At 51.7% G+C, this 21,204-nt stretch carries 18 protein-coding genes; 5 read left to right on the forward strand and 13 right to left on the reverse strand.

What is annotated here, in order from left to right:
- Positions 1–169 precede the first annotated feature (169 nt).
- Both nfuA and gntX read right to left on the reverse strand, forming a co-directional pair.
- A complete protein-coding gene (gene nfuA / locus WES_RS19240; protein WP_000619389.1) occupies positions 170–745 on the reverse strand; it encodes a Fe-S biogenesis protein NfuA in 576 nt (191 codons plus the stop codon).
- Positions 746–803: 58 nt separating this feature from the next.
- A complete protein-coding gene (gene gntX, locus WES_RS19235) occupies positions 804–1,487 on the reverse strand; it encodes a DNA utilization protein GntX (protein WP_010352788.1) in 684 nt (227 codons plus the stop codon).
- A 37-nt stretch (positions 1,488–1,524) separates the two neighbouring features.
- On the opposite strand from gntX, the gene bioH reads away from it, so the two are divergent.
- A complete protein-coding gene (gene bioH, locus WES_RS19230; protein WP_016159542.1) occupies positions 1,525–2,295 on the forward strand; it encodes a pimeloyl-ACP methyl ester esterase BioH in 771 nt (256 codons plus the stop codon).
- Positions 2,296–2,514: 219 nt separating this feature from the next.
- Here bioH and rpnA read toward each other — a convergent pair whose 3' ends face one another.
- The 6 genes from rpnA to greB form a co-directional block, all read right to left on the reverse strand.
- The gene (gene rpnA, locus WES_RS19225; RefSeq protein WP_016159541.1) at positions 2,515–3,396 is read right to left on the reverse strand and encodes a recombination-promoting nuclease RpnA; all 882 of its coding nucleotides are present in this window, start codon (positions 3,394–3,396) and stop codon (positions 2,515–2,517) included.
- Positions 3,397–3,599: 203 nt separating this feature from the next.
- Positions 3,600–3,836, reverse strand: coding sequence for a [Fe-S]-dependent transcriptional repressor FeoC (feoC, locus tag WES_RS19220; RefSeq protein ID WP_000157593.1), 237 nt, complete (start codon positions 3,834–3,836; stop codon positions 3,600–3,602).
- Between the two features lie 10 nt (positions 3,837–3,846).
- The gene (gene feoB, locus WES_RS19215) at positions 3,847–6,168 is read right to left on the reverse strand and encodes a Fe(2+) transporter permease subunit FeoB (protein WP_016159540.1); all 2,322 of its coding nucleotides are present in this window, start codon (positions 6,166–6,168) and stop codon (positions 3,847–3,849) included.
- A gap of 16 nt (positions 6,169–6,184) precedes the next feature.
- Positions 6,185–6,412, reverse strand: a complete 228-nt coding sequence (feoA, locus tag WES_RS19210; protein WP_001200455.1) for a ferrous iron transporter A — start codon at positions 6,410–6,412, stop codon at positions 6,185–6,187.
- Positions 6,413–6,875: 463 nt separating this feature from the next.
- Positions 6,876–9,197, reverse strand: coding sequence for a Tex family protein (locus WES_RS19205; protein ID WP_016159539.1), 2,322 nt, complete (start codon positions 9,195–9,197; stop codon positions 6,876–6,878).
- Positions 9,198–9,293: 96 nt separating this feature from the next.
- Positions 9,294–9,770, reverse strand: coding sequence for a transcription elongation factor GreB (greB, locus tag WES_RS19200; RefSeq protein ID WP_000856744.1), 477 nt, complete (start codon positions 9,768–9,770; stop codon positions 9,294–9,296).
- 227 nt (positions 9,771–9,997) lie between these two features.
- Between greB and ompR the strand changes: the two genes are divergently transcribed.
- Together ompR and envZ are read left to right on the forward strand one after the other, a co-directional pair.
- On the forward strand, positions 9,998–10,717 hold the full coding sequence (gene ompR, locus WES_RS19195) for an osmolarity response regulator transcription factor OmpR (RefSeq protein WP_001157751.1): 720 nt from the start codon (positions 9,998–10,000) through the stop codon (positions 10,715–10,717).
- Complete coding sequence (gene envZ / locus WES_RS19190; protein WP_001253710.1) at positions 10,714–12,066, forward strand: two-component system sensor histidine kinase EnvZ; 1,353 nt, start codon at positions 10,714–10,716, stop codon at positions 12,064–12,066. Before ompR ends, envZ begins: the two co-directional genes overlap by 4 nt.
- Before the next feature lie 74 nt (positions 12,067–12,140).
- On the opposite strand, the gene pckA is transcribed toward envZ, so the two are convergent.
- Complete coding sequence (gene pckA / locus WES_RS19185) at positions 12,141–13,763, reverse strand: phosphoenolpyruvate carboxykinase (ATP) (RefSeq protein WP_001309803.1); 1,623 nt, start codon at positions 13,761–13,763, stop codon at positions 12,141–12,143.
- A 376-nt stretch (positions 13,764–14,139) separates the two neighbouring features.
- On the opposite strand from pckA, the gene WES_RS19180 reads away from it, so the two are divergent.
- Positions 14,140–15,861, forward strand: coding sequence for a DUF4153 domain-containing protein (locus WES_RS19180; protein WP_016159538.1), 1,722 nt, complete (start codon positions 14,140–14,142; stop codon positions 15,859–15,861).
- Positions 15,862–16,004: 143 nt separating this feature from the next.
- Here the strand turns inward: WES_RS19180 and hslO are convergent, their stop codons facing one another.
- The 4 genes from hslO to igaA form a co-directional block, all read right to left on the reverse strand.
- Positions 16,005–16,883, reverse strand: a complete 879-nt coding sequence (gene hslO, locus WES_RS19175; protein WP_016159537.1) for an Hsp33 family molecular chaperone HslO — start codon at positions 16,881–16,883, stop codon at positions 16,005–16,007.
- A 24-nt stretch (positions 16,884–16,907) separates the two neighbouring features.
- Positions 16,908–17,309 (reverse strand): ribosome-associated heat shock protein Hsp15, encoded by a 402-nt coding sequence (hslR, locus tag WES_RS19170; protein ID WP_000660491.1) that lies wholly within the window; start codon positions 17,307–17,309, stop codon positions 16,908–16,910.
- A gap of 10 nt (positions 17,310–17,319) precedes the next feature.
- On the reverse strand, positions 17,320–17,988 hold the full coding sequence (gene yrfG / locus WES_RS19165; RefSeq protein ID WP_010353807.1) for a GMP/IMP nucleotidase: 669 nt from the start codon (positions 17,986–17,988) through the stop codon (positions 17,320–17,322).
- 64 nt (positions 17,989–18,052) lie between these two features.
- Positions 18,053–20,188, reverse strand: a complete 2,136-nt coding sequence (igaA, locus tag WES_RS19160; protein WP_016159536.1) for an intracellular growth attenuator protein IgaA — start codon at positions 20,186–20,188, stop codon at positions 18,053–18,055.
- Between the two features lie 321 nt (positions 20,189–20,509).
- On the opposite strand from igaA, the gene nudE reads away from it, so the two are divergent.
- Positions 20,510–21,070, forward strand: a complete 561-nt coding sequence (gene nudE / locus WES_RS19155; RefSeq protein ID WP_000045734.1) for an ADP compounds hydrolase NudE — start codon at positions 20,510–20,512, stop codon at positions 21,068–21,070.
- Positions 21,071–21,204 lie beyond the last annotated feature (134 nt).

The raw sequence follows: 21,204 nt of genomic DNA on the forward strand, positions 1-21,204 counted from the left end.
ATAATGCGCTTGAGAATCACCAGAGCGGGGTAAATTTAAATTATGAGAGGTTGGTCATATTATCGTGGGGAAACGAAGGGGGACGGAGTAAAGCTGCGCCATAAGAACAACGAAAGCCCGATAAGACACTTTAGCGTCGCATCGGGCAATCTACAAAAGAGGGGATAACTTAGTAGTAAGAGTGTTCGCCGCGCTGGTGTTCGGTGAGATCGCGCACACCTTTCAGCTCCGGGAATTCGTTCAGCAGCTGCTTTTCGATCCCTTCTTTCAGCGTTACGTCGACCATGGAACAGCCGTTACAGCCGCCACCAAATTGCAGAATGGCGTAACCGTCTTCGGTGATTTCCATCAGCGAAACGCGACCACCGTGACCGGCAAGCTGCGGGTTAATCTGCGATTGCAGCATATACTCGACGCGCTCCATTAGCGGCGCATCGTCAGCCACTTTACGCATTTTGGCGTTCGGTGCTTTCAGCGTTAGCTGGGAACCCAACTGGTCGGTAACAAAGTCGATTTCTGCATCTTCCAGGTATGGTGCGCTTAACTCATCAACATACGCGGTCAGCAGGTCAAATTTCAGGGCGGTGTCGGTGGCTTCCACAGCGTCCGGCGGACAATAAGAAACGCCGCATTCAGCGTTAGGTGTGCCAGGGTTAATCACAAATACGCGGATTTGTGTCCCTTCTTCCTGGTTTGCCAGCAGTTTGGCAAAGTGCGCTTGTGCAGCATCGGAAATACGGATCATAGTAATGGCCTAATAGTTGACTATTTTAGTTGGTTATAATACGCCCATCATCGAGGCTCTACAAGGTTCGACAAAGGCACCAGACCTGGACAGTCGCCGCACCATTGCGTAAAAGCAACTGCGCAATCTCTGCGACGGTACTTCCGGTGGTAACGACATCATCCACAATCACCATATGGAGACCTTGCACGGGCAATTCAAGGCGAAAGGCATTTTTCAGGTTGCGCTTGCGCAGACGGGCGTTGAGAAAATGCTGGGTTGCAGTGGCTCTTGTTCGTGTGACGGCTTCGCTATCCCATTGGCAGTGCAACCAGCGTGATAACGGCTGACACAGCAAATCGCTCTGATTAAATCCCCGACGCCAGTGGCGATGCCGCCATAACGGGACACTGACGATACGATCCGGCAGATGTAATTCGCTGGTGCGACGGGCGTGTAAGACTTCCAATAGTAGCAAACGTGCTAGCGCACTGGCGATTTCACTGCGCCGGGAAAACTTAAGCTGGTGGATGAGCGGACTTAAGGGCGGCGCATAGTTGGCAACAGTGAGCAGTCTTTGCCACGGCGGCGGTTTTTGCAGACAGCGACCACAGGGAAGATGTGAGTGTGTAGAGGGTAATCCACATTGCGGGCATAGCATTTTATCTGTACGTGCGGCGCGGGAGCAGACCGAGCAAATCCCCCAATGACCTAGCGCCAGCGGCATTCGGCATAGCCAGCATAATCCCGGTACTGTTAGCATATGTTCATCCTTGTAAGTCAAAAGAGAACAATAGCGGATGAATAACATCTGGTGGCAGACCAAAGGTCAGGGGAATGTTCATCTTGTGCTGCTGCACGGATGGGGACTGAATGCCGAAGTGTGGCGTTGCATTGACGAGGAACTTAGCTCGCATTTTACGTTACATCTTGTTGATCTGCCTGGCTTCGGGCGCAGTCAGGGATTTGGTGCGATGTCGCTTGCTGACATGGCTGAAGTCGTGCTGCAACAGGCACCGGATAAAGCCATTTGGTTAGGCTGGAGCCTGGGCGGGCTGGTGGCAAGTCAGATTGCATTAGCCTATCCCGAGCGTGTTCAGGCGCTGGTCACTGTAGCATCGTCGCCATGTTTTAGTGCCCGCGATGGGTGGCCGGGGATAAAACCGGACGTGCTGGCGGGTTTCCAGCAGCAGCTAAGTGAAGATTTTCAGCGTACGGTGGAGCGTTTCCTTGCGTTGCAAACCATGGGGACAGAAACTGCGCGCCAGGATGCGCGGGCGCTGAAGAAAACCGTTCTGGCATTACCGATGCCGGAGGTTGAGGTGCTCAATGGTGGGCTGGAAATCCTGAAAACGGTCGATCTTCGTCAGCCGCTGCAGAACGTACCAATGCCGTTTTTGCGATTGTATGGTTATCTCGACGGTCTGGTGCCGCGCAAAGTAGTGCCGATGCTGGATGAACTCTGGCCGCACAGCGAATCATATATTTTCGCCAAAGCGGCCCATGCGCCGTTTATTTCACATCCAGACGAGTTTTGTCAGCAGCTGGTAGCGTTGAAGCAGAGGGTGTAGGTGGCTTTAGAAATGGCGAGACAGAACTTTACTGGCTCGCCGCAGCCAACTCTTCTTCTGACACCCCGGTAAAGCGCATGATATCTGCAAGAGGGACTCCGGATTACAGCATTCTTTTGGCGATATCCAGGGCTTCCAGGCGTCGACCCAATAAATAACCAATCAGGTAACTAATAAGATATTCTCTTTCTGCATCTGTCATTAAAACCATCCTTTACGTTATTGATGATCTATTTCAGCAAGGTCTTCAACCGTCAGGCTGGTAAATCGCAGAACGTCCTCAAGAGAGACTCCGGCATCCAGCATGGTTTTGGCAATAGCACGTATACCTTTCTGAAACCCTTCCTGCCGCAATCTTTCCGCAATAGTCATTAAACTCTCCTTGTGTTTCGGTGAACGTTCGGCAACGCCGTCGATAAAATCGTTAAAACGTACCGCATCGCCAGTTTGTAGTATGTAATTAAACAGCCCTTTGATTTGTCTGTCATTAGCGTACCCACTACTTAATAAGCAAGCCATTTGCTCTACCAGCCCCATCAGGTCGCGTTGACGAATATGTTTTTGAATTAACTCCAGCAGCGCCATGCGTCGGTGCTGCATGATTTCATCATCAGGCATGACGGTGACATCAATCAGCGGAAATGCAGAGGCATAAAGCTGCCTTGCCAGTTTGGGATCGGCGAAACAATCCAGCCAACACAGCGAATAGGGATAGGGGCTTTCAATGCCGTGGTAAAACAACAACGGTACGACCATCGGCAACGTTTTGTATCCTGCATCAAGGTGGTTTTGCATTGCGGCAATGGCATAACGCATCATGCGAAATGCGATCAATTTGTTTGAGGTGCTTTGATGTTCAATCAGGCAATAGATGTATCCTGGCCCTTGCTCCGTTTTCACCGACCACAGCACGTCGGAATAGCTTTCACGCAGATCGTCATCGATAAAGCTGCTCGACTCCAGCTTGAGGGTTTTCATATCACAGAGCGCGTGAATGGGGGCCGGTAAATGGAACGCAAGAAAATCGCGTGCCGTGTCCGGTTGGCGTAAAAAGAGTTTGAACAGCGCATCGTGTGGGGTGGAACTCTGTTTTTTGCTCATGGCGTTCCTTCACCTGTTTTTTTGAATGCCGTGACTTTTCGCGCCACTCCACGGCTATGCATTAGCGAGTTTTCATCCTTGCGAGACACTTTCAGAGGAACTTACGCCACGCTGCAAGAGTTGCATTTTTATGGAAAGCCGCACGCAAAAAAGCCCGGTAGCTAATGCATACCGGGCTTTTCAAAACGAACGATGGAACAAGGTTAACGCAACATCCACCACTCACGCAGACAGGCTTTTCCTTCCGGGCAACTTTTACAACTGCCAGAGAGGCAGCCATCAGGTTCTTCCTGAATCCGTACCGCTTTGCCCATATTTTCCAGCTGTTGCAGCATAGCGTTAATCATCGGCTGCGGGGTGTTCAGCGTCTGGCTGATCTGGGTCGCTTCCATACGACCCCGTAACGCCAGCAAATCACGCACCTGAATGAGCGAAGCCATTGCCGTGTCCTTAGTGGCAATCGCCAGTGGTGCTGGTTGCGCAGCAACTGCTTACCGTTTTGCGGCTTGCCAGTAGTTCGATATCGACCCGACTACGCGCGCGGCGCAGCAGACCGATAACCACGATGTTAAACAGGACAACCACCAGAATGCACACCAGGCTGTAAGTTGGGTGCTGGCTGTAGCTGGCGACCTGATAGAACAATGTTGCCAGCGAGTAAGCGATATTTAGCCCCCACAGGATGGAGAAGCCCATCCAGCCACGGCTTGATTCACGGGCAATGGCACCCATCACCGAAATGCAAGGTACATACAGCAGGACGAATATCAGATAGCTGTAAGCTGCCGCCGCGCTACCGAATTTCTCATCCATCACGCCCATTGCCCCAGTACCCATTTCGCCGTCGCCTTTGCTGGCTTCAATTGGGTTCATCAGTACGCTAAGACTGAAGGTGTCTTTCAGGCTCTGCCAGGTTTCATCTACTGCGCTGAACAGCTCTTCACCAAGGTTAAATTCCGCCGGATTGAACTCTTCGTCCTGAATGTTTTCTGCGGTATAGAGAGTGTTGAGCGTACCGACCACCACTTCTTTCGCCATTGCGCCAGTAAACAGTCCAACCGTTGCCTGCCAGTTATCTTCATGCACGCCAATCGGCTTGAAGACTGGAGTGATCACACGGCTGACAGAGGCCAGCGCCGAGTCGTTGATGTTATCGACGATTTTCCCACTCAGCGAGAAGCTGTTGAAGGCGCTCAGGAAAATGCTAACGATGATAATCACTTTACCGGCGCGCAGGACGAAGCCTTTCAAACGCTGCCAGGTCTGGATAATCAGGCTCTTAATGTGTGGTACGTGATAGACCGGCAGCTCCATGACAAACGGCGTCGCTTCACCGCGCATAATGGTGTATTTGAGCATCAGTCCCGTCAGTACCGCCATCACAATACCGATGACATACAGCGAGAACACAGCCAGTGCGCCATTCTGCCCGAAGAACGCAGCAGCAAATACTGCGAAGATTGCCAGACGAGCACCGCAGGACATAAACGGTGCCATCATGATGGTCATCAGGCGTTCACGTGGTGCATCAAGGGTTCGTGCGCCCATTACCGACGGTACGTTACAACCAAAACCGACGATCAACGGCACAAAGGATTTACCCGGCAAGCCTAACGCCTGCATCAGACGATCCATCACAAATGCCGCACGCGCCATATACCCGGAGTCCTCGAGGAAGGAGAGGAACAGGTACATCATGCCGATCTGCGGCACCAGTGGCAGAACGGTGTTAATACCGCCACCCAGGCCCTGGGCGAGGAAGATAGTTAGCCAGTCCGGGAAGTGGAGCGTGTAGCCAATCCACTGAATACCATGCACAAAGAGTGCCACGGAACCGACGTCAAACAGTGGCTGTAGCGCCCCGCCGATGTTGATAGCCAGCAGGAACATCAGATACATCACAAAGAGGAAAATCGGCAGACCGAGGAATCGGTTGAGCACAATTTTATCCACTGCCGTGGTGAAACGGCTGGGTTCTGCCGTCAGAGTATTGCTTACCACATCGCAGATGGCCGCAATACACTGGTAACGTGCATCGGCAATGTGCAGCGCCGGATCGTCCATCTCATTAAGCAGACGGGCGAGGGCAGCATCCAGATGCTGCGACGCTTCACCGGCGTAGGCGCGGCTGTAGATATCGCCTTCCAGCATTTGCAGACCCAGCCAGCGGCGATGTTTCAGCGGGATGTCCGACGGCATCACTTTCGCCAGCGCATCGGCTTCATTGATTAGCGGCTGCGCGTAATGTACCAGTTCTACATTCTCGTTGGCTTTATAGCGGTCAATCGCCAGTTTCAGAGCTTCAATACCGCGACCACGCGTGGAAACTAGCGGGATCACCGGGCAGCCAAGACGCGCCGACAGCGCATCAATTTCAATGCGAATATTTTGCTTCTCGGCAATGTCGAGCATGTTCAGCGCCACGATGCAGGGAATGCCGAGTTCCAGCAGTTGCAGCGTCAGGTACAGGTTACGCTCAAGGTTAGACGCATCCACCACGTTAATCAGCAGATCGGCGTCGCCACTCAGAATGTAGTGACAAGCGATTTGCTCATCCAGCGAAGTTTGCGATGAGATGGTCGTCAGAGAATAAGTGCCAGGCAGGTCAACCAGAGTGACCTGATGATCGGTGGTGGAGAACTGACCCTCTTTACGTTCGACGGTAACGCCAGCCCAGTTCCCTACACGCTGGCGTGCACCGGTGAGCTGGTTAAATAAAGTTGTCTTGCCAGAATTTGGATTACCAATTAAGCCAATGGTTAATTTTTTCATTGTTATTCTCACCGTATTAACAGGAAACCGCTTCCACTTCTAATAAGGCCAGATCTTTTTTGCGTAATACCAGGCTCACACGACGGGTTTCGATATGAATGGGATCGCCGAGTGGAGCGACGCGCACCACATTAAAAGAGGAGCCAGGTAACATGCCAAGAGAAAGCAGTTTTTGGCGATATGCCGGGCTGATTTCACGGGAAAAGCCAGTGATTTTCCACGCAGTATCTGGAGTGTATTGCATAAGGGCCTACTTGTTTCTCATTAACTGGATAACTACCTCATGGGGCGTTTGACAGCGACATGAGACCAGATGATTTGCCAACGAAGGAGAGATTAAATAATCAACAATACAATGATAATGAGAATGGTTTCTATCAGCAATACTTAAAATGTGTGCGAATGTTGGTTTAGATAATAATCTGACTCAATGTTGATGTGGCTCAAGGTTATATCGGAGCAAAAATATAACTCGAATGGCGAATTATTAGGGCTGGTTAATGTTTAATTAAGGTTTTAATTGTTAATGCAGTGATAAACATTAGCAAAAATATATTGTGGATTTAGCTGTGGAATAAAAATGCCGGAGATAATTTCCGGCATTTTTATGTCAGGCAAGGCGCTCGTTGTGAGTTGCCAGATTCGGCGTGAACGCCTTATCTGGCCTACGATTTCGTGCAAATTCGAACCGTAGGCCAGTCGGGGGATTAACGTTTTTTCCCCATTGCCGCTGCCAGCGCATCCATCATCGCGCTATTACCGGCAGGCTGCGCTTCACGACCGCGCGGTTTGGCTGCCGGGCGGTTGTTTTGCGGGCGATCGTTACCGCCGCTGCGACGGGCGTTGGTTTCACCTGGCTGCTCATCCAGACGCATGGTCAGGGCGATACGTTTACGCTGAAGATCCACTTCCAGCACTTTCACCTTCACAATGTCACCCGCTTTCACCACGGTGTGCGGATCTTCCACAAACTTGTTCGACAATGATGAGATGTGAACCAGGCCGTCCTGATGCACGCCGATATCGACAAACGCACCAAAGTTGGTGACGTTGGTGACTGCGCCTTCAAGGATCATTCCCGGTTGCAGGTCGTTCATCGTCTCGACGCCATCGGCAAACTGAGCGGTTTTAAATTCCGGGCGTGGGTCACGACCCGGTTTTTCCAGCTCTTTGATGATATCGGTTACCGTCGGCACACCGAATTTCTCATCGGTAAAGTCAGAGGCTTTCAGGTTACGCAGTTCGCTGCTGTTACCCATCAGATCTTTCAGCGCCTGCTGTGTTGCCGCCAGAATACGTTCAACCACCGGATAGGCTTCCGGGTGAACGGTAGAAGCGTCAAGCGGGTTATCTCCGTGGTTAATACGCAGGAAGCCCGCGCACTGCTCGAAGGCTTTTGGCCCCAGGCGGCTCACTTTTAACAGTTGCTGACGGTTCTGGAACTGACCGTTCTCGTCACGCCAGGCAACAATGTTTTGCGCCATCATGCGCGTCAGGCCCGCCACGCGAGTTAACAGCGGAACAGAAGCAGTGTTGAGATCGACGCCAACGGCGTTAACGCAGTCTTCCACCACTGCGTCCAGTTTACGAGCCAGCTGCGTCTGGCTGACGTCATGTTGATACTGACCCACACCGATAGATTTCGGATCGATTTTCACCAGCTCTGCCAGCGGATCCTGCAAACGACGAGCGATAGACACTGCGCCACGCAGCGAAACATCGAGATCCGGGAACTCCTGCGCTGCCAGTTCGGAAGCTGAGTAAACGGATGCGCCTGCTTCGCTGACGATCACTTTCTGCGCAGTCACTTGCGGGAACTGCTTCTGCACGTCGAGATAGAAACGCTCGGTTTCGCGGGAAGCCGTACCGTTACCAATTGCCACCAGCTCAACGTTATGTTTTTCACACAAAGCGGCAACGGTCATCGCCGCTTTTGCGGCTTGTCCGGTGTGCGGGTAAATGGTGTCGGTCGCCACCAGCTTGCCGGTTGCATCGACCACCGCGACTTTTACCCCGGTGCGCAGACCCGGATCGAGACCCATCGTCGCACGCAATCCGGCTGGGGCTGCCATCAACAGATCGTGCAGGTTACGGGCAAAGACGTTAATCGCTTCATCTTCCGCACGTTCGCGCACGGTGCCCATCAGTTCGGTTTCCAGGTGCATCAGTACCTTGATGCGCCACGTCCAGCTCACCACTCCTTTACGCCAGCTATCCGCTGGGGCATTGTTCAGGCGCAGATTGAGGTGATCCATAATGATTTGTTCGCAATAACTCTCTTTCGGCGGCTCATCGAACTGTGGATCGGCATTCAGCGAAAGCTGGAGTATGCCTTCGTTACGACCACGGAACATCGCCAGTGCGCGGTGAGAAGGCACCGTTGAGAGCGGTTCGTGATGATCGAAATAGTCGCGGAATTTTGCCCCTTCCTCTTCTTTACCGCTCACCACCGTAGAAACCAGATGCGCGTTCTTCCACAGATAATCACGCACTTTCGCCAGCAGGGCGGCATCTTCGGCAAAACGTTCCATCAGGATATAGCGCGCGCCGTCCAGCGCGGCTTTGGTATCTGCCACGCCTTTATCGGCATCAATATATTGCGCAGCGGCGACTTCCGGCGTATGTGACGGATCGTTCCACAGCAGGTCGGCCAACGACTCAAGACCTGCTTCAATGGCGATTTGCCCACGGGTACGACGTTTAGGTTTGTAGGGCAGATAGAGGTCTTCGAGTTCGGTTTTGCTTAAGGTGGCGTTGATGGCATTCGCCAGCTCATCGGTGAGTTTACCTTGCTCAGAAATAGACTTGAGGATCGCCTGACGTCTCTCTTCCAGTTCACGCAGGTAGCTCAGACGCGTTTCCAGATTACGCAACTGCGTGTCATCCAGACCGCCGGTGATTTCCTTACGATAACGTGCGATAAACGGCACGGTATTCCCTTCGTCAAGCAGGCGAACGGCGGCTTCAACCTGTTCCGGGCGCGCCTGAATTTCACCCGCAATAATGCGGCAGAACGAATCATTCATCATGGTTTGAGTTCATCTTTTCGGATCAAAAATCAGGGGATAGTTATACGGACTGGCTGGCAAAAATGCCAGCCAAAGGCTGGAGGTTAAGACTCTTCCTTACGGTTTCACGTACTCGATGGCATTAACATACCAGCTCGCTTCCCCGGCAGGCGTATTCACTACTGCCAAATCGCCCACCTCTTTTTTCAGCAATGCGCGAGCCATCGGGGAATCGATAGAGATGTAATCTTTACGACCAAAAATTTCATCATAGCCGACAATTCGAAAACGGTGAGTCACGCCATCGTCGTTTTCAATCTCTACCCATGCGCCAAAGAAGACCTTGCCTTCTTGCTGCGGGGAATAATCGACGATTTTGAGATTTTCCATGCATTTAGTGAGATAGCGCACGCGACGGTCGATTTCACGCAGGCGCTTTTTATTATACTGATAGTCAGCATTTTCGCTGCGGTCGCCCAGACTTGCAGCCCAGGTCACCTTTTTTGTGACCTCCGGGCGTTCTTCACGCCAGAGATAATTTAGCTCTTGTTTGAGTTTTTCATACCCTTCCCGGGTAACCAGGGGCGTTTTCATCTCGTTGATTCCCTTTGTCTGTTTGATAATGCGCACATTGGGTATAACGTGATCATATCAACAGAATCAATAATGTTTCGCCGAATAAATTGTATACTTAAGCTGCTGTTTAATATGCTTTGTAACAATTTAGGCTGAAATTCATACCAGATTTTGCTGGTGACGAACGTAAGCTTTTTTAAGAATACACGCTTACAAATTGTTGCGAACCTTTGGGAGTACAAAGAATGCAAGAGAACTACAAGATTCTGGTGGTCGATGACGACATGCGCCTGCGCGCGCTGCTGGAGCGTTATCTCACCGAACAAGGCTTCCAGGTTCGAAGCGTCGCTAATGCAGAACAGATGGATCGCCTGCTGACTCGTGAATCTTTCCATCTTATGGTACTGGATTTGATGTTACCTGGTGAAGATGGCTTGTCGATTTGCCGACGTCTTCGTAGCCAGAGTAACCCGATGCCGATCATTATGGTGACGGCGAAAGGGGAAGAAGTGGACCGTATCGTGGGCCTGGAGATTGGCGCTGACGACTATATTCCAAAACCGTTTAACCCGCGTGAACTGCTGGCTCGTATTCGTGCAGTGTTGCGCCGTCAGGCGAACGAACTGCCGGGCGCGCCGTCACAGGAAGAAGCAGTAATTGCTTTTGGTAAGTTCAAACTTAACCTCGGTACGCGCGAAATGTTCCGTGAAGATGAGCCGATGCCGCTCACCAGCGGTGAATTTGCGGTACTGAAGGCGCTGGTCAGCCATCCGCGTGAGCCACTCTCTCGCGATAAGCTAATGAACCTTGCCCGTGGTCGTGAATATTCCGCAATGGAACGCTCCATCGACGTGCAGATCTCACGTCTGCGCCGCATGGTGGAAGAAGATCCGGCGCATCCGCGTTACATTCAGACCGTCTGGGGTCTGGGCTACGTTTTCGTGCCGGACGGTTCTAAAGCATGAGGCGATTGCGCTTCTCGCCACGAAGTTCATTTGCCCGCACGTTATTGCTCATCGTCACCTTGCTGTTCGTCAGCCTGGTGACGACTTATCTGGTGGTGCTGAACTTCGCGATTTTGCCGAGCCTCCAGCAGTTTAATAAAGTCCTCGCGTACGAAGTGCGTATGTTGATGACTGACAAACTGCAACTGGAGGACGGTACGCAGTTGGTTGTGCCTCCCGCTTTTCGTCGGGAGATCTACCGTGAGCTGGGGATCTCTCTCTACTCCAATGAAGCCGCCGAAGAGGCCGGGCTGCGTTGGGCGCAACACTATGAATTCTTAAGCCATCAGATGGCGCAGCAGCTCGGCGGCCCGACGGAAGTTCGCGTCGAGGTCAACAAAAGCTCGCCTGTCGTCTGGCTGAAAACCTGGCTGTCGCCCAATATTTGGGTGCGTGTGCCACTAACCGAAATTCATCAGGGCGATTTCTCTCCGCTGTTCCGCTATACGCTGGCGATAATGCTGTTAGCGATAGGCGGTGCGTGGCTGTTTATTCGTATTCAGAACCGACCGTTGGTCGATCTCGAACATGCTGCTTTGCAGGTCGGTAAAGGGATTATTCCGCCGCCGCTGCGTGAATATGGCGCTTCGGAGGTGCGTTCGGTTACCCGCGCCTTTAACCACATGGCGGCAGGCGTTAAGCAACTGGCGGATGACCGCACGCTGCTGATGGCAGGGGTAAGCCATGACCTGCGCACGCCGCTGACGCGTATTCGCCTGGCGACGGAGATGATGAGCGAGCAGGATAGCTATCTGGCAGAATCGATCAATAAAGATATCGAAGAGTGCAACGCCATCATTGAGCAGTTTATCGACTACCTGCGCACCGGGCAGGAGATGCCGATGGAGTTGGCGGATCTTAACGCTGTGCTTGGTGAGGTGATTGCCGCCGAAAGTGGCTATGAGCGGGAAATTGATACCGCGCTTGAGCCGGGCAGCATTGAAGTGAAAATGCACCCGCTGTCAATTAAACGCGCGGTGGCGAATATGGTGGTGAACGCCGCCCGCTACGGCAATGGCTGGATCAAAGTCAGCAGCGGCACGGAGCCGAATCGCGCCTGGTTCCAGGTGGAAGATGACGGCCCAGGTATTGAACCGGAGCAGCGTAAGCACCTATTCCAGCCGTTTGTCCGTGGTGACAGCGCGCGCACTATCAGTGGCACTGGCTTAGGGCTGGCGATTGTGCAGCGGATTATCGATAACCATAACGGGATGCTGGAACTTGGCACCAGCGAGCGAGGCGGGCTTTCCATTCGCGCCTGGCTGCCATTGCCGGTAACGCGGGCGCAGGGTGCGACAAAAGAAGGGTAAAAAACGGGAGGCGAAGGTGCCTCCCGTTTTGCTTTCTATAAGATACTGGATAGATATTCTCCAGCTTCAAACCATTACAGCTTCGGACCAGCCGCTACCAGCGCGGCACCTGCTGGGGTGTCGGTGTATTTATCGAAGTTGTCGATAAACAGTTTCGCCAGCGTTTCAGCTTTTTCCTGCCACTGTTCCGGAGAAGCGTAGGTATTACGCGGATCGAGGATCTTTGTGTCAACGCCCGGCAGTTCGGTCGGGATCGCCAGGTTAAACATTGGCAGAGTGAAGGTTTCTGCGTTATCCAGCGAACCATTCAGAATAGCGTCGATAATGGCGCGGGTATCTTTAATCGAGATACGTTTGCCAGTGCCGTTCCAGCCGGTGTTAACCAGATACGCCTGCGCACCCGCTGCCTGCATACGTTTCACCAGCACTTCTGCGTACTGAGTCGGGTGCAGCGACAGGAACGCCGCGCCGAAGCAGGCGGAGAAGGTTGGCGTCGGTTCGGTGATGCCACGCTCAGTACCGGCCAGTTTGGCGGTGAAGCCAGAGAGGAAGTGGTACTGGGTTTGATCGGCAGTCAGACGAGATACCGGTGGCAATACGCCGAAAGCATCTGCGGTCAGGAAGATAACTTTAGTTGCGTGGCCTGCTTTGGAGACCGGCTTAACGATGTTTTCGATGTGATAGATCGGATAAGAAACGCGAGTGTTCTCGGTTTTTGAACCATCATCAAAGTCGATAGTGCCATCTTCACGTACGGTGACGTTTTCCAGCAGCGCATCGCGACGGATGGCGTTGTAGATTTCGGGTTCCGCTTCTTTCGACAGCTTGATAGTTTTTGCGTAGCAGCCGCCTTCGAAGTTAAACACACCGTCATCATCCCAGCCGTGCTCGTCATCGCCAATCAGACGACGTTTCGGGTCGGTGGAAAGGGTGGTTTTACCGGTGCCGGAAAGGCCGAAGAACACCGCAACATCACCTTTCTCGCCAACGTTGGCGGAGCAGTGCATGGAGGCAATGCCTTTCAGCGGCAGCAGGTAGTTCATCATCGAGAACATCCCTTTCTTCATTTCGCCGCCGTACCAGGTGCCGCCAATCAACTGCATACGTTCAGTCAGGTTAAACGCGACGAAGTTTTCAGAGTTCAGGCCCTGTTCTTTCCACTGCGGGTTGGTGCACTTCGCGCCGTTCATGACGATAAAGTCTGGTTTGAAACCTGCCAGCTCTTCATCGCTTGGGCGAATAAACATGTTTTTGACGAAATGCGCCTGCCAGGCCACTTCGGTGATGAACCGGACGGAAAGACGTGTGTCTGGGTTAGCACCACAGAAAGCGTCAACGACAAACAGACGTTTGCCGGAAAGCTGTTTGGTCACCAGGCCTTTCAGATGCTGCCAGGTTTCAGGGGAGAGAGGTTTGTTGTCGTTCTTACCTTTGCCTTTGTCTGCCCACCAGAAGGTATCGCGAGTGGTATCGTCACGGACGATATACTTATCTTTTGGTGAACGACCGGTGAAGATCCCGGTATCGACGGCAACGGCACCCAGATTAGTTAACACCCCGCGCTCATAACCGGTCAGGCTCGGATCGAGCTCTTCCTGATACAGCAGGTCGTAGCTTGGGTTGTAAACGATATCATGTACGTCACTGATACCATAAGCCTCGAGTTCTTGCGGGGTCAAACCATTGTTAACGCGCATTTCACTGCTCCTTAGCCAATATGTATTGCCTGAATAGTAAAGTCTTTTTGGGGGTGTTAACCGCGACAAGGCTCATAGATTTACGTATCTGGAGAAATTCATATTTGACAAAACTCCGTGATTCCTGTCACGAAACGGTAGCTATTATCGCAGAAATAGCATTTTAGGTGTGGAAAATGTTCTTAAAAGGTTAAAACTTGGTTTATATGGCGAGAATGTTGCGAGTGTAATCGCATTCCTGAGTGAAATTGATGCAAATTCAACGAGTAAAGTATCGATTCACCACGCTAACTTTTTTTGATTACTTTCTGAAAAAAGCAAATTAGTCCTGCCTGGATGCGATAATTACCTCTCCTTTTGATTCTGGATAACCAACATGGAAAACGTTGAGCTTTCACCCGCGACACGCAGGGGAATGGTTGCTACCGGATTACTCCAGGGATTAGTTTGCTACCTGCTGATCTCCTGGCTTGCCAGTAAAAATAACAGTTGGATAGTTTATGGCGTACCTGCGACCGTGGCGCTTTCATCCGTTTTGTTATTTTCTGTAGTGTCCTTCAAACAGAAGCGACTTTGGGGATGGCTGGCGATAGTGTTGATTGCCACTCTCGGGATGAGCGGCTGGCTGAAGTGGCAAATTGATGGCATGAGTCCCTGGAGAGCGGAAAAGGCGCTTTGGGATTTTGGGTGTTATCTGCTGCTGATGGGAATGATGTTGCTGCCGTGGATACAACAGAGTCTGCGTGAGCGTAATGACAATACCCGCTATAGCTATTTTTACCAGTCGGTATGGCATAACGTACTTATATTATTGGTGATTTTTATCGCCAATGGCCTGACGTGGCTGGTGCTTTTACTGTGGAGTGAGTTATTTAAACTCGTTGGCATCACGTTTTTTAAAACGCTCTTTTTTACAACCGACTGGTTTATTTATCTTACGTCAGGTCTGGTTACCGCACTGGCGGTGATTCTTGCGCGGACACAGTCTCGTTTAATCGACTCCATTCAAAAGTTGTTCACGTTAATCGCCACGGGGTTGCTGCCGTTAGTATCATTGCTAACCCTGATGTTTATTATCACCCTGCCGTTTACGGGCCTGAGCGCGATTTCTCGCCACATCTCCGCTGCCGGGTTGCTTTTGACGCTGGCCTTTTTGCAATTGCTCTTAATGACCATTGTCCGCGATCCGCAAAAAGCGTCACTTCCCTGGACTGGTCCGTTGCGTTGCCTGATTAAAACCGCTCTGCTGGTCGCCCCATTGTATGTGTTAGTCGCCGCCTGGGCGTTATGGCTGCGGGTCGCTCAGTACGGCTGGACTACGGAACGCTTGCATGGTGTGTTGGTTGTGGTGGTGTTACTGGTTTGGTCGCTGGGATATTTTGTCAGTATTGTCTGGCGTAAAGGGCAAAATCCCCTTGTTTTTCAGAGCAAAGTGAACCTTACGGTTTCGTTATTGGTGCTGGCGATACTGGTGCTTCTTAATTCGCCGGTGCTGGACAGTATGCGTATTAGCGTGCACAGTCATATGGCGCGTTATCAGAGCGGCAAAAACACGCCAGACCAGGTAAGTATCTACATGCTCGAGCAGAGCGGTCGTTATGGACGTGCGGCGCTTGAGTCACTGAAAAGCGATGCCGGGTATATGAAAGACCCGAAACGCGCATGGAATCTGCTAATGGCGTTTGATGGGGAGCAACATCTTCAGCAGGTATCGGAAAAAGCATTAGCCGATAATGTGTTAATTGCTCCAGGTTCAGGTAAACCGGATGCGACATTCTGGTCGGCCTTAATCAAAGAACGCTATAACGTGATGACCTGTATTGAAAAAGACGCCTGCGTACTGGTCGAGCAAGATCTGAATAGTGATGGCAGGGCAGAGAGGATCCTTTTCGCTTTTAATGATGAAAGATATGTTGTTTATGGCTTTGATCCTGACAAGAAAGAATGGCAAGAGCTTGCGATGAGTGTACTTCCGCGTGAAATAACGAAAGAGAAATTACTCACTGCCGCGAAGGAAGGAAAACTGGGGACGAAGCCTAAAACGTGGCGCAATCTTACGGTGGATGGTGAAACGCTGGATTTGAATCTGAATGAATGACAACGCGTATCTGATTTTTGCCGGATGCGGCGCTTTAGCTGACCTACAATAACTTGCGATTTATACCATCGGCCTGTTAAGCGCAACGCATCAGGCAATTGCGTCATGAAATCCGGCAGAGTTATCTCTGCCGGAAAAACTAATTAATGAACCTGCGGATCTGCCGGAGACGCGTTGTTGCGGATTTCAGCAATATCCATCGCATTGAACAGATAGTGGTTACCGCAGTAATCACAATGCATGTCAATTTCGCCATCTTCCGCCAGGATGCTATCCACTTCTTCATCCGGCAGCGTTTTCAGCGCATCGGCGCAACGTTCACGCGAGCAGGTGCATTTGAACTCAACATCCTGCGGATCGTAAACCGTCACCTCTTCTTCGTGATACAAACGCCACAACACTTCGTTTGCCGGTAAGGTCAGCAGTTCTTCGGTTTTGATGGTTTCGGTTAGCGTCGCCAGATGGTCGAAGTCGTCCTGCTGGGCATTTTGCGCAGGCATTACCTGCAACAACATACCGCCCGCAGCCGGTTTGCCATCTACGTCGCCGGTGCGAATAAACAGGCGCGTCGGCAGCTGTTCAGAACGCATAAAGTAATCTTCCAGGCAGGCCGCCAGGGTATCACCTTCCAGACCAACCACGCCCTGATAGCGTTCACCTTCGCTCGGGGTAATTGTGATCACCACGTAACCATTGCCAACCAGCGTTTTCAGGTCAGCATTTTCCGGAATTTCGCCCTGTACGCGCGCCACGCCACGCATCTGCTGGTTGTTGTTACCGTTAATAACCGCCAGATTCATCGGGCCGTCGCCTTGCAGCTGTACGGTGATATCACCATCAAACTTCAGCGTAGCGGTTAACAGGCTGGTCGCAACCAGCAGTTCTGCCAGCACGTTTTTAACGGGCTGCGGGTAATCGTGATTCTCAAGGATCTGTTGCAGGGTTTCCGAAACGGTTACCAGTTCGCCGCGAACGGCAAATTTTTCAAACAGATAACGATGTAATTGGTCATGTTGCGGCATAATCATCTCTCTTGCAGGTGACAGTTATTCACTGTCGCCGTGTTTAAATCGTAACAGGTCGCGGCGCTCTTTTTTGTCCGGGCGTCGGTCCGGGTGCGGCATGGTTAAGGCATTAAGTTTACGTGCCAGCGCCATTTTTTCGCGTTTCTCTACACTTTGTGCAGTCTCTTCATACAGCAAGGCTGCCTCGCTGGCGGGGCGACGCTGTTCAGTAATCGCCTTCACGATTACCGTTCGCTCGTCATTTCCCTGGCGCAGAGTGAGCGTGGCATTCAGTTCGACGACTTTACTCGGCTTGCTGCGCTGCCCGTTGTAATGCACCTTACCGCCTTCGATCATTTCACGAGCCAGCGCGCGGGTTTTGTAAAAACGGGCGGCCCATAGCCATTTATCCAGTCGAACCTCAACAGCAGGTTTTTCTTTCATGGCGTCTCCTTCACATTAGCGAGGGGATCAGGCGGCGGTAGTCATTCAGTGACGGATGGCGCTGATACTGTTTTTCAGCAATCCCTGAGTCGGGATTAGTGACGCCGAGGCAGTAACGAATACCAAATTGCGCGGCAGCATCGAGAATCGCTTCGCTGTCATCGATAAACAGCGTTCTTTCAGCTTTCAGACCCGTAGCTTCGGCCACCGCATTCCATAACCGCTGATCCTCTTTCGGATAACCAAATGTGTGGGTGGAAAGTAATAAATCAAGGTGCGCGTCGAGACCGGTATGCTCAAGTTTTACCGCCAGGTTGTGCGGATGCGCGTTGGTGAGCAAAATTCGCTGCTTACCGCTGGCTTTAAGTGCCTCAAGAAACGGAATGGTATCTTCACGCAGTACGGCGCGCGGTCCCATCTCGGTGGTCATCGCACAGATATCCAGACCCAGTTGCTCACTCCAGTAATCAAGACAGTACCAGTTTAGCGTATGCTGCACGTCGTGATATTGCTGGCGCATATATTCCATCGCTTCCTGTGGCGTGACCCCGTTTTTCGCGCCCCAGGTTTCAGGCACCAACTTTTGCCAGAAATAGTTATCGAAGGCGAGGTCGAGCAACGTGCCGTCCATATCCAGCAGAACGGTATCTACGTCCTGCCAGGCAATGTTGATATGCATGAGGGAAATCTCCAGAGTGAAGCAATTTGCGCGACAGGGTAGCATAACCTGCCGCGCAAACGTGTTATTCGATAAGGCTTTCTGAAGGGGTGATCAGTTGTGGATTCAGGCAGCTTTCATAATAGGCCTGAATTTCCATCATGCGAGTACGATGACGGTGATAACGACGCCAGGCCTGTACGCCATTATAGATGGCACTGCCCAGCATCGTCAGCAACAGCAATGTCGTGCCCAGATAGCGCCACAGGCCGGAGCGATCCGGGATGGGGTGCAAGCCGATATGCTGCGTACCGTTGGCATCGGTAAAAATATTGGTGACGATACCTTCGGCGTTAAACGGCGTATGCATCAGCATTTGCGCCAGTTTCTGGAAAGCGTTCCACTGTTCTTGCGGCGGGTAGTCGTAAAGTGATGCCGAAGGCCAGGGCTGATCAACAAAATCGCTGCCTTCGTCGCTGACAATCAGGAATCCTCCCGGTGCCGGGCTATTCAGTGATTGCGCCGCTCGCGCCGTTTCATGAGTAATGAATGGTGCTGTGGAGGTTTCCACCAGGTTATCGAGTGATTCTGCGCTCACCGGGCGGAGTAACACATTCACGCCGTCGAGTTTTCCAGCGTTAGCGCGTTTTACCAGTGCGTCCCAGTCCTTACTGTTGCCGAGATTCACCAGCGCATTTTTCAACCGAACACAATCATCTTTGGCGGCACAGAGATCGGCGGTTTTCAGCACGATGTCGCCAAAGTCATCGAGCAGTACCATGCCGGATTTCTGAATTGCTGAACGCAATGTGGCGCTGACGCGAGATTCATCATCCGGTTTCGGGTGCAACTGGCGGTTTACTGCCTCGGTCAGTGCCGTGGCCTTGTTGACCAGCTCAGATTCTGGTAATGGCAATGAACGGGCGTCATTCCAGATGATCTGCGAGCAGTCAAATGGTAAAAACGGTGAATTGGTTTTCGCGCTCCAGGTGCCTGACGTGCGGATATTACACATCCCTGTACCGCTAAGACGTAAGGTATCGCCTACACGTACTCCGGCATCTGCCAGTTGTTTAACGCTGGTGGCTTCAATGGTCTGCGCACCTTTCATCCACGAGAGGGTGAATTTCAGCGGCATATCCAGTGGAACCCAGAACAGCAGCATAAACAGCACCAGCAGCGAACCCACTGCGATAATCGTACTGCGTAGCCAGTGTTGCAGCGGGAAGTTTTTAACTTCGTCATGCAGCGAAAGATAGCGTCCCTGGCGTACCACGTGCCGATCAAGATAGATATCGATATCCGTTTGCTGCCCCAGATCCTGCGCAATATAAGGCTGCCAGTGCGCGGGATAGACCAGGTCGATAATACCGAGCGAAATATTGTTGATCTGTTCCTGATCGTTTTCGCCAAACAATCCCCAACGACGCGGCGTACCACGCAGACAGTGGATCTCCCGCAGGGATGATTTTGCTGGTGGCGCAAATAGCCCCCACAGACCGGCTCCCAGCAGCAGTAACGCGCCGCCAGCCAGCCACGGGACAAATACATCCGGGGTAATCAGGCAGAAAAAGAACATCAGGAAAGAGGCGACAATCAGCAACGCTTCGCGTAGCCCACGCGGGCGACTAAGCGCATACTCTTCATGCGTTTCTTTGCGAATATTGAGCAGTTCGATTTGCTCGCTTTCTTCACCGCGAATCGACGCCTGCGTTGACGGGACAGGCTGTAACGCATAGCCGCGAGTTTCCTGCATGTACTCTTGCAGCGTATGACCGTTGAGAGAAATAACCAGCGGCAGCGAATCGGTATGGATCAGTTCAACGCTATTTTCATCGTTGATGTACTGCTCCCAGAACGGGGGCAGGTGGACTTCCACCGAATCGAGATAATAACGCCATTTGTTAGGATCGTCGGTCGAAATGCCATAACGCGTGATGGCGTGTGTCAGCATCATGACGTTGTTGCTTTCAGCGTTCAGCGTCAGTGAAACGGGGGCTGCGCTGGCACCCGTCGGGCCAGGAACCTGCAAAACCTGCGTCAGGCTGTCGAGATAATTTTCAACGGCGCTACGTTCTTCAGGCATGAGTTTGCGCGTTTGCGCATCAGCGAAGGCGTTAGTCCAGGGCAGTTGACGCCGTCTGGAGCGCACCTTTATCAGCCATCCCGCAAGTAGTGAGCAGGCCAGCAAAGCAGCTAAAAAAATCACAATGGTGCTCATGCTTTCCCCATCTTACTTAATTTGTCAGGTGTGATTAGTCGCATCCTGGACACAATATAGGATTCTGCGGTTGGCTATCGGCAAGCGTGGAGTTGAACTTGAGCATCATTAAGCGCATCCCAGTGACCGGTGATCATAGCAAACCCTCTGAGGGCGGAATATCAGCAAATTCCTGGAGTTATTTCAACCTATTGACTTTTAATTTGATTTGAGAATGATTATTTATTAAGTTACGTAAATGTAAATAACATGCAATTCACATTGCCGAATGCGTGTCCGATATCGCACAATAACTGCTGATTTCACAGCATAGATTCCACGATGAGCAAATCATTACAAAAACCCACCATTCTGAATGTTGAAACTGTAGCCCGTTCCCGATTGTTTACCATCGAAAGCGTGGATCTGGAGTTCAGCAACGGCGTGCGGCGTGTTTATGAACGAATGCGTCCAACCAACCGGGAAGCCGTGATGATTGTGCCAATTGTGGACGATCACCTGATTTTGATCCGCGAATACGCGGTGGGAACCGAATCCTACGAGTTAGGATTTTCGAAAGGGTTAATTGACCCCGGTGAAAGTGTCTATGAAGCGGCAAACCGCGAACTCAAAGAAGAAGTGGGATTTGGCGCAAGGGATCTGACTTTTTTGAAGAAACTCAGCATGGCACCGTCTTACTTCTCCAGCAAAATGAATATCGTTGTGGCGCAGGATCTTTACCCTGAATCGCTGGAAGGCGACGAACCAGAGCCACTACCGCAGGTGCGCTGGCCGCTGACGCATATGATGGATTTGCTCGAAGATCCTGACTTCAATGAAGCACGTAATGTCAGCGCGTTGTTCCTGGTGCGCGAGTGGTTGAAGGGGCAGGGACGGTTGTAAATACGTGGAGCTTGCCTGATGCGCTACGCTTATCAGGCCTACGTGGTTCCTGCAATGTATTGAGTTTCGACGATTTTGTTGGCTGGATAAGGCGTTCATGCCGCATCCAGCATGAACAACGCGCACTTTGTCTG

Source organism: Escherichia sp. KTE31 (assembly GCF_000407925.1).
Taxonomy (GTDB): domain Bacteria; phylum Pseudomonadota; class Gammaproteobacteria; order Enterobacterales; family Enterobacteriaceae; genus Escherichia; species Escherichia ruysiae.

What these genes read in the sequence shown, in the direction of transcription:
- nfuA (WP_000619389.1), bottom strand. Translation starts at nt 745, where the DNA reads ATGATCCGTATTTCCGATGCTGCACAAGCGCACTTTGCCAAACTGCTG.
- gntX (WP_010352788.1), bottom strand. Translation starts at nt 1,487, where the DNA reads ATGCTAACAGTACCGGGATTATGCTGGCTATGCCGAATGCCGCTGGCG.
- bioH (WP_016159542.1), top strand. Translation starts at nt 1,525, where the DNA reads ATGAATAACATCTGGTGGCAGACCAAAGGTCAGGGGAATGTTCATCTT.
- rpnA (WP_016159541.1), bottom strand. Translation starts at nt 3,396, where the DNA reads ATGAGCAAAAAACAGAGTTCCACCCCACACGATGCGCTGTTCAAACTC.
- feoC (WP_000157593.1), bottom strand. Translation starts at nt 3,836, where the DNA reads ATGGCTTCGCTCATTCAGGTGCGTGATTTGCTGGCGTTACGGGGTCGT.
- feoB (WP_016159540.1), bottom strand. Translation starts at nt 6,168, where the DNA reads ATGAAAAAATTAACCATTGGCTTAATTGGTAATCCAAATTCTGGCAAG.
- feoA (WP_001200455.1), bottom strand. Translation starts at nt 6,412, where the DNA reads ATGCAATACACTCCAGATACTGCGTGGAAAATCACTGGCTTTTCCCGT.
- WES_RS19205 (WP_016159539.1), bottom strand. Translation starts at nt 9,197, where the DNA reads ATGATGAATGATTCGTTCTGCCGCATTATTGCGGGTGAAATTCAGGCG.
- greB (WP_000856744.1), bottom strand. Translation starts at nt 9,770, where the DNA reads ATGAAAACGCCCCTGGTTACCCGGGAAGGGTATGAAAAACTCAAACAA.
- ompR (WP_001157751.1), top strand. Translation starts at nt 9,998, where the DNA reads ATGCAAGAGAACTACAAGATTCTGGTGGTCGATGACGACATGCGCCTG.
- envZ (WP_001253710.1), top strand. Translation starts at nt 10,714, where the DNA reads ATGAGGCGATTGCGCTTCTCGCCACGAAGTTCATTTGCCCGCACGTTA.
- pckA (WP_001309803.1), bottom strand. Translation starts at nt 13,763, where the DNA reads ATGCGCGTTAACAATGGTTTGACCCCGCAAGAACTCGAGGCTTATGGT.
- WES_RS19180 (WP_016159538.1), top strand. Translation starts at nt 14,140, where the DNA reads ATGGAAAACGTTGAGCTTTCACCCGCGACACGCAGGGGAATGGTTGCT.
- hslO (WP_016159537.1), bottom strand. Translation starts at nt 16,883, where the DNA reads ATGCCGCAACATGACCAATTACATCGTTATCTGTTTGAAAAATTTGCC.
- hslR (WP_000660491.1), bottom strand. Translation starts at nt 17,309, where the DNA reads ATGAAAGAAAAACCTGCTGTTGAGGTTCGACTGGATAAATGGCTATGG.
- yrfG (WP_010353807.1), bottom strand. Translation starts at nt 17,988, where the DNA reads ATGCATATCAACATTGCCTGGCAGGACGTAGATACCGTTCTGCTGGAT.
- igaA (WP_016159536.1), bottom strand. Translation starts at nt 20,188, where the DNA reads ATGAGCACCATTGTGATTTTTTTAGCTGCTTTGCTGGCCTGCTCACTA.
- nudE (WP_000045734.1), top strand. Translation starts at nt 20,510, where the DNA reads ATGAGCAAATCATTACAAAAACCCACCATTCTGAATGTTGAAACTGTA.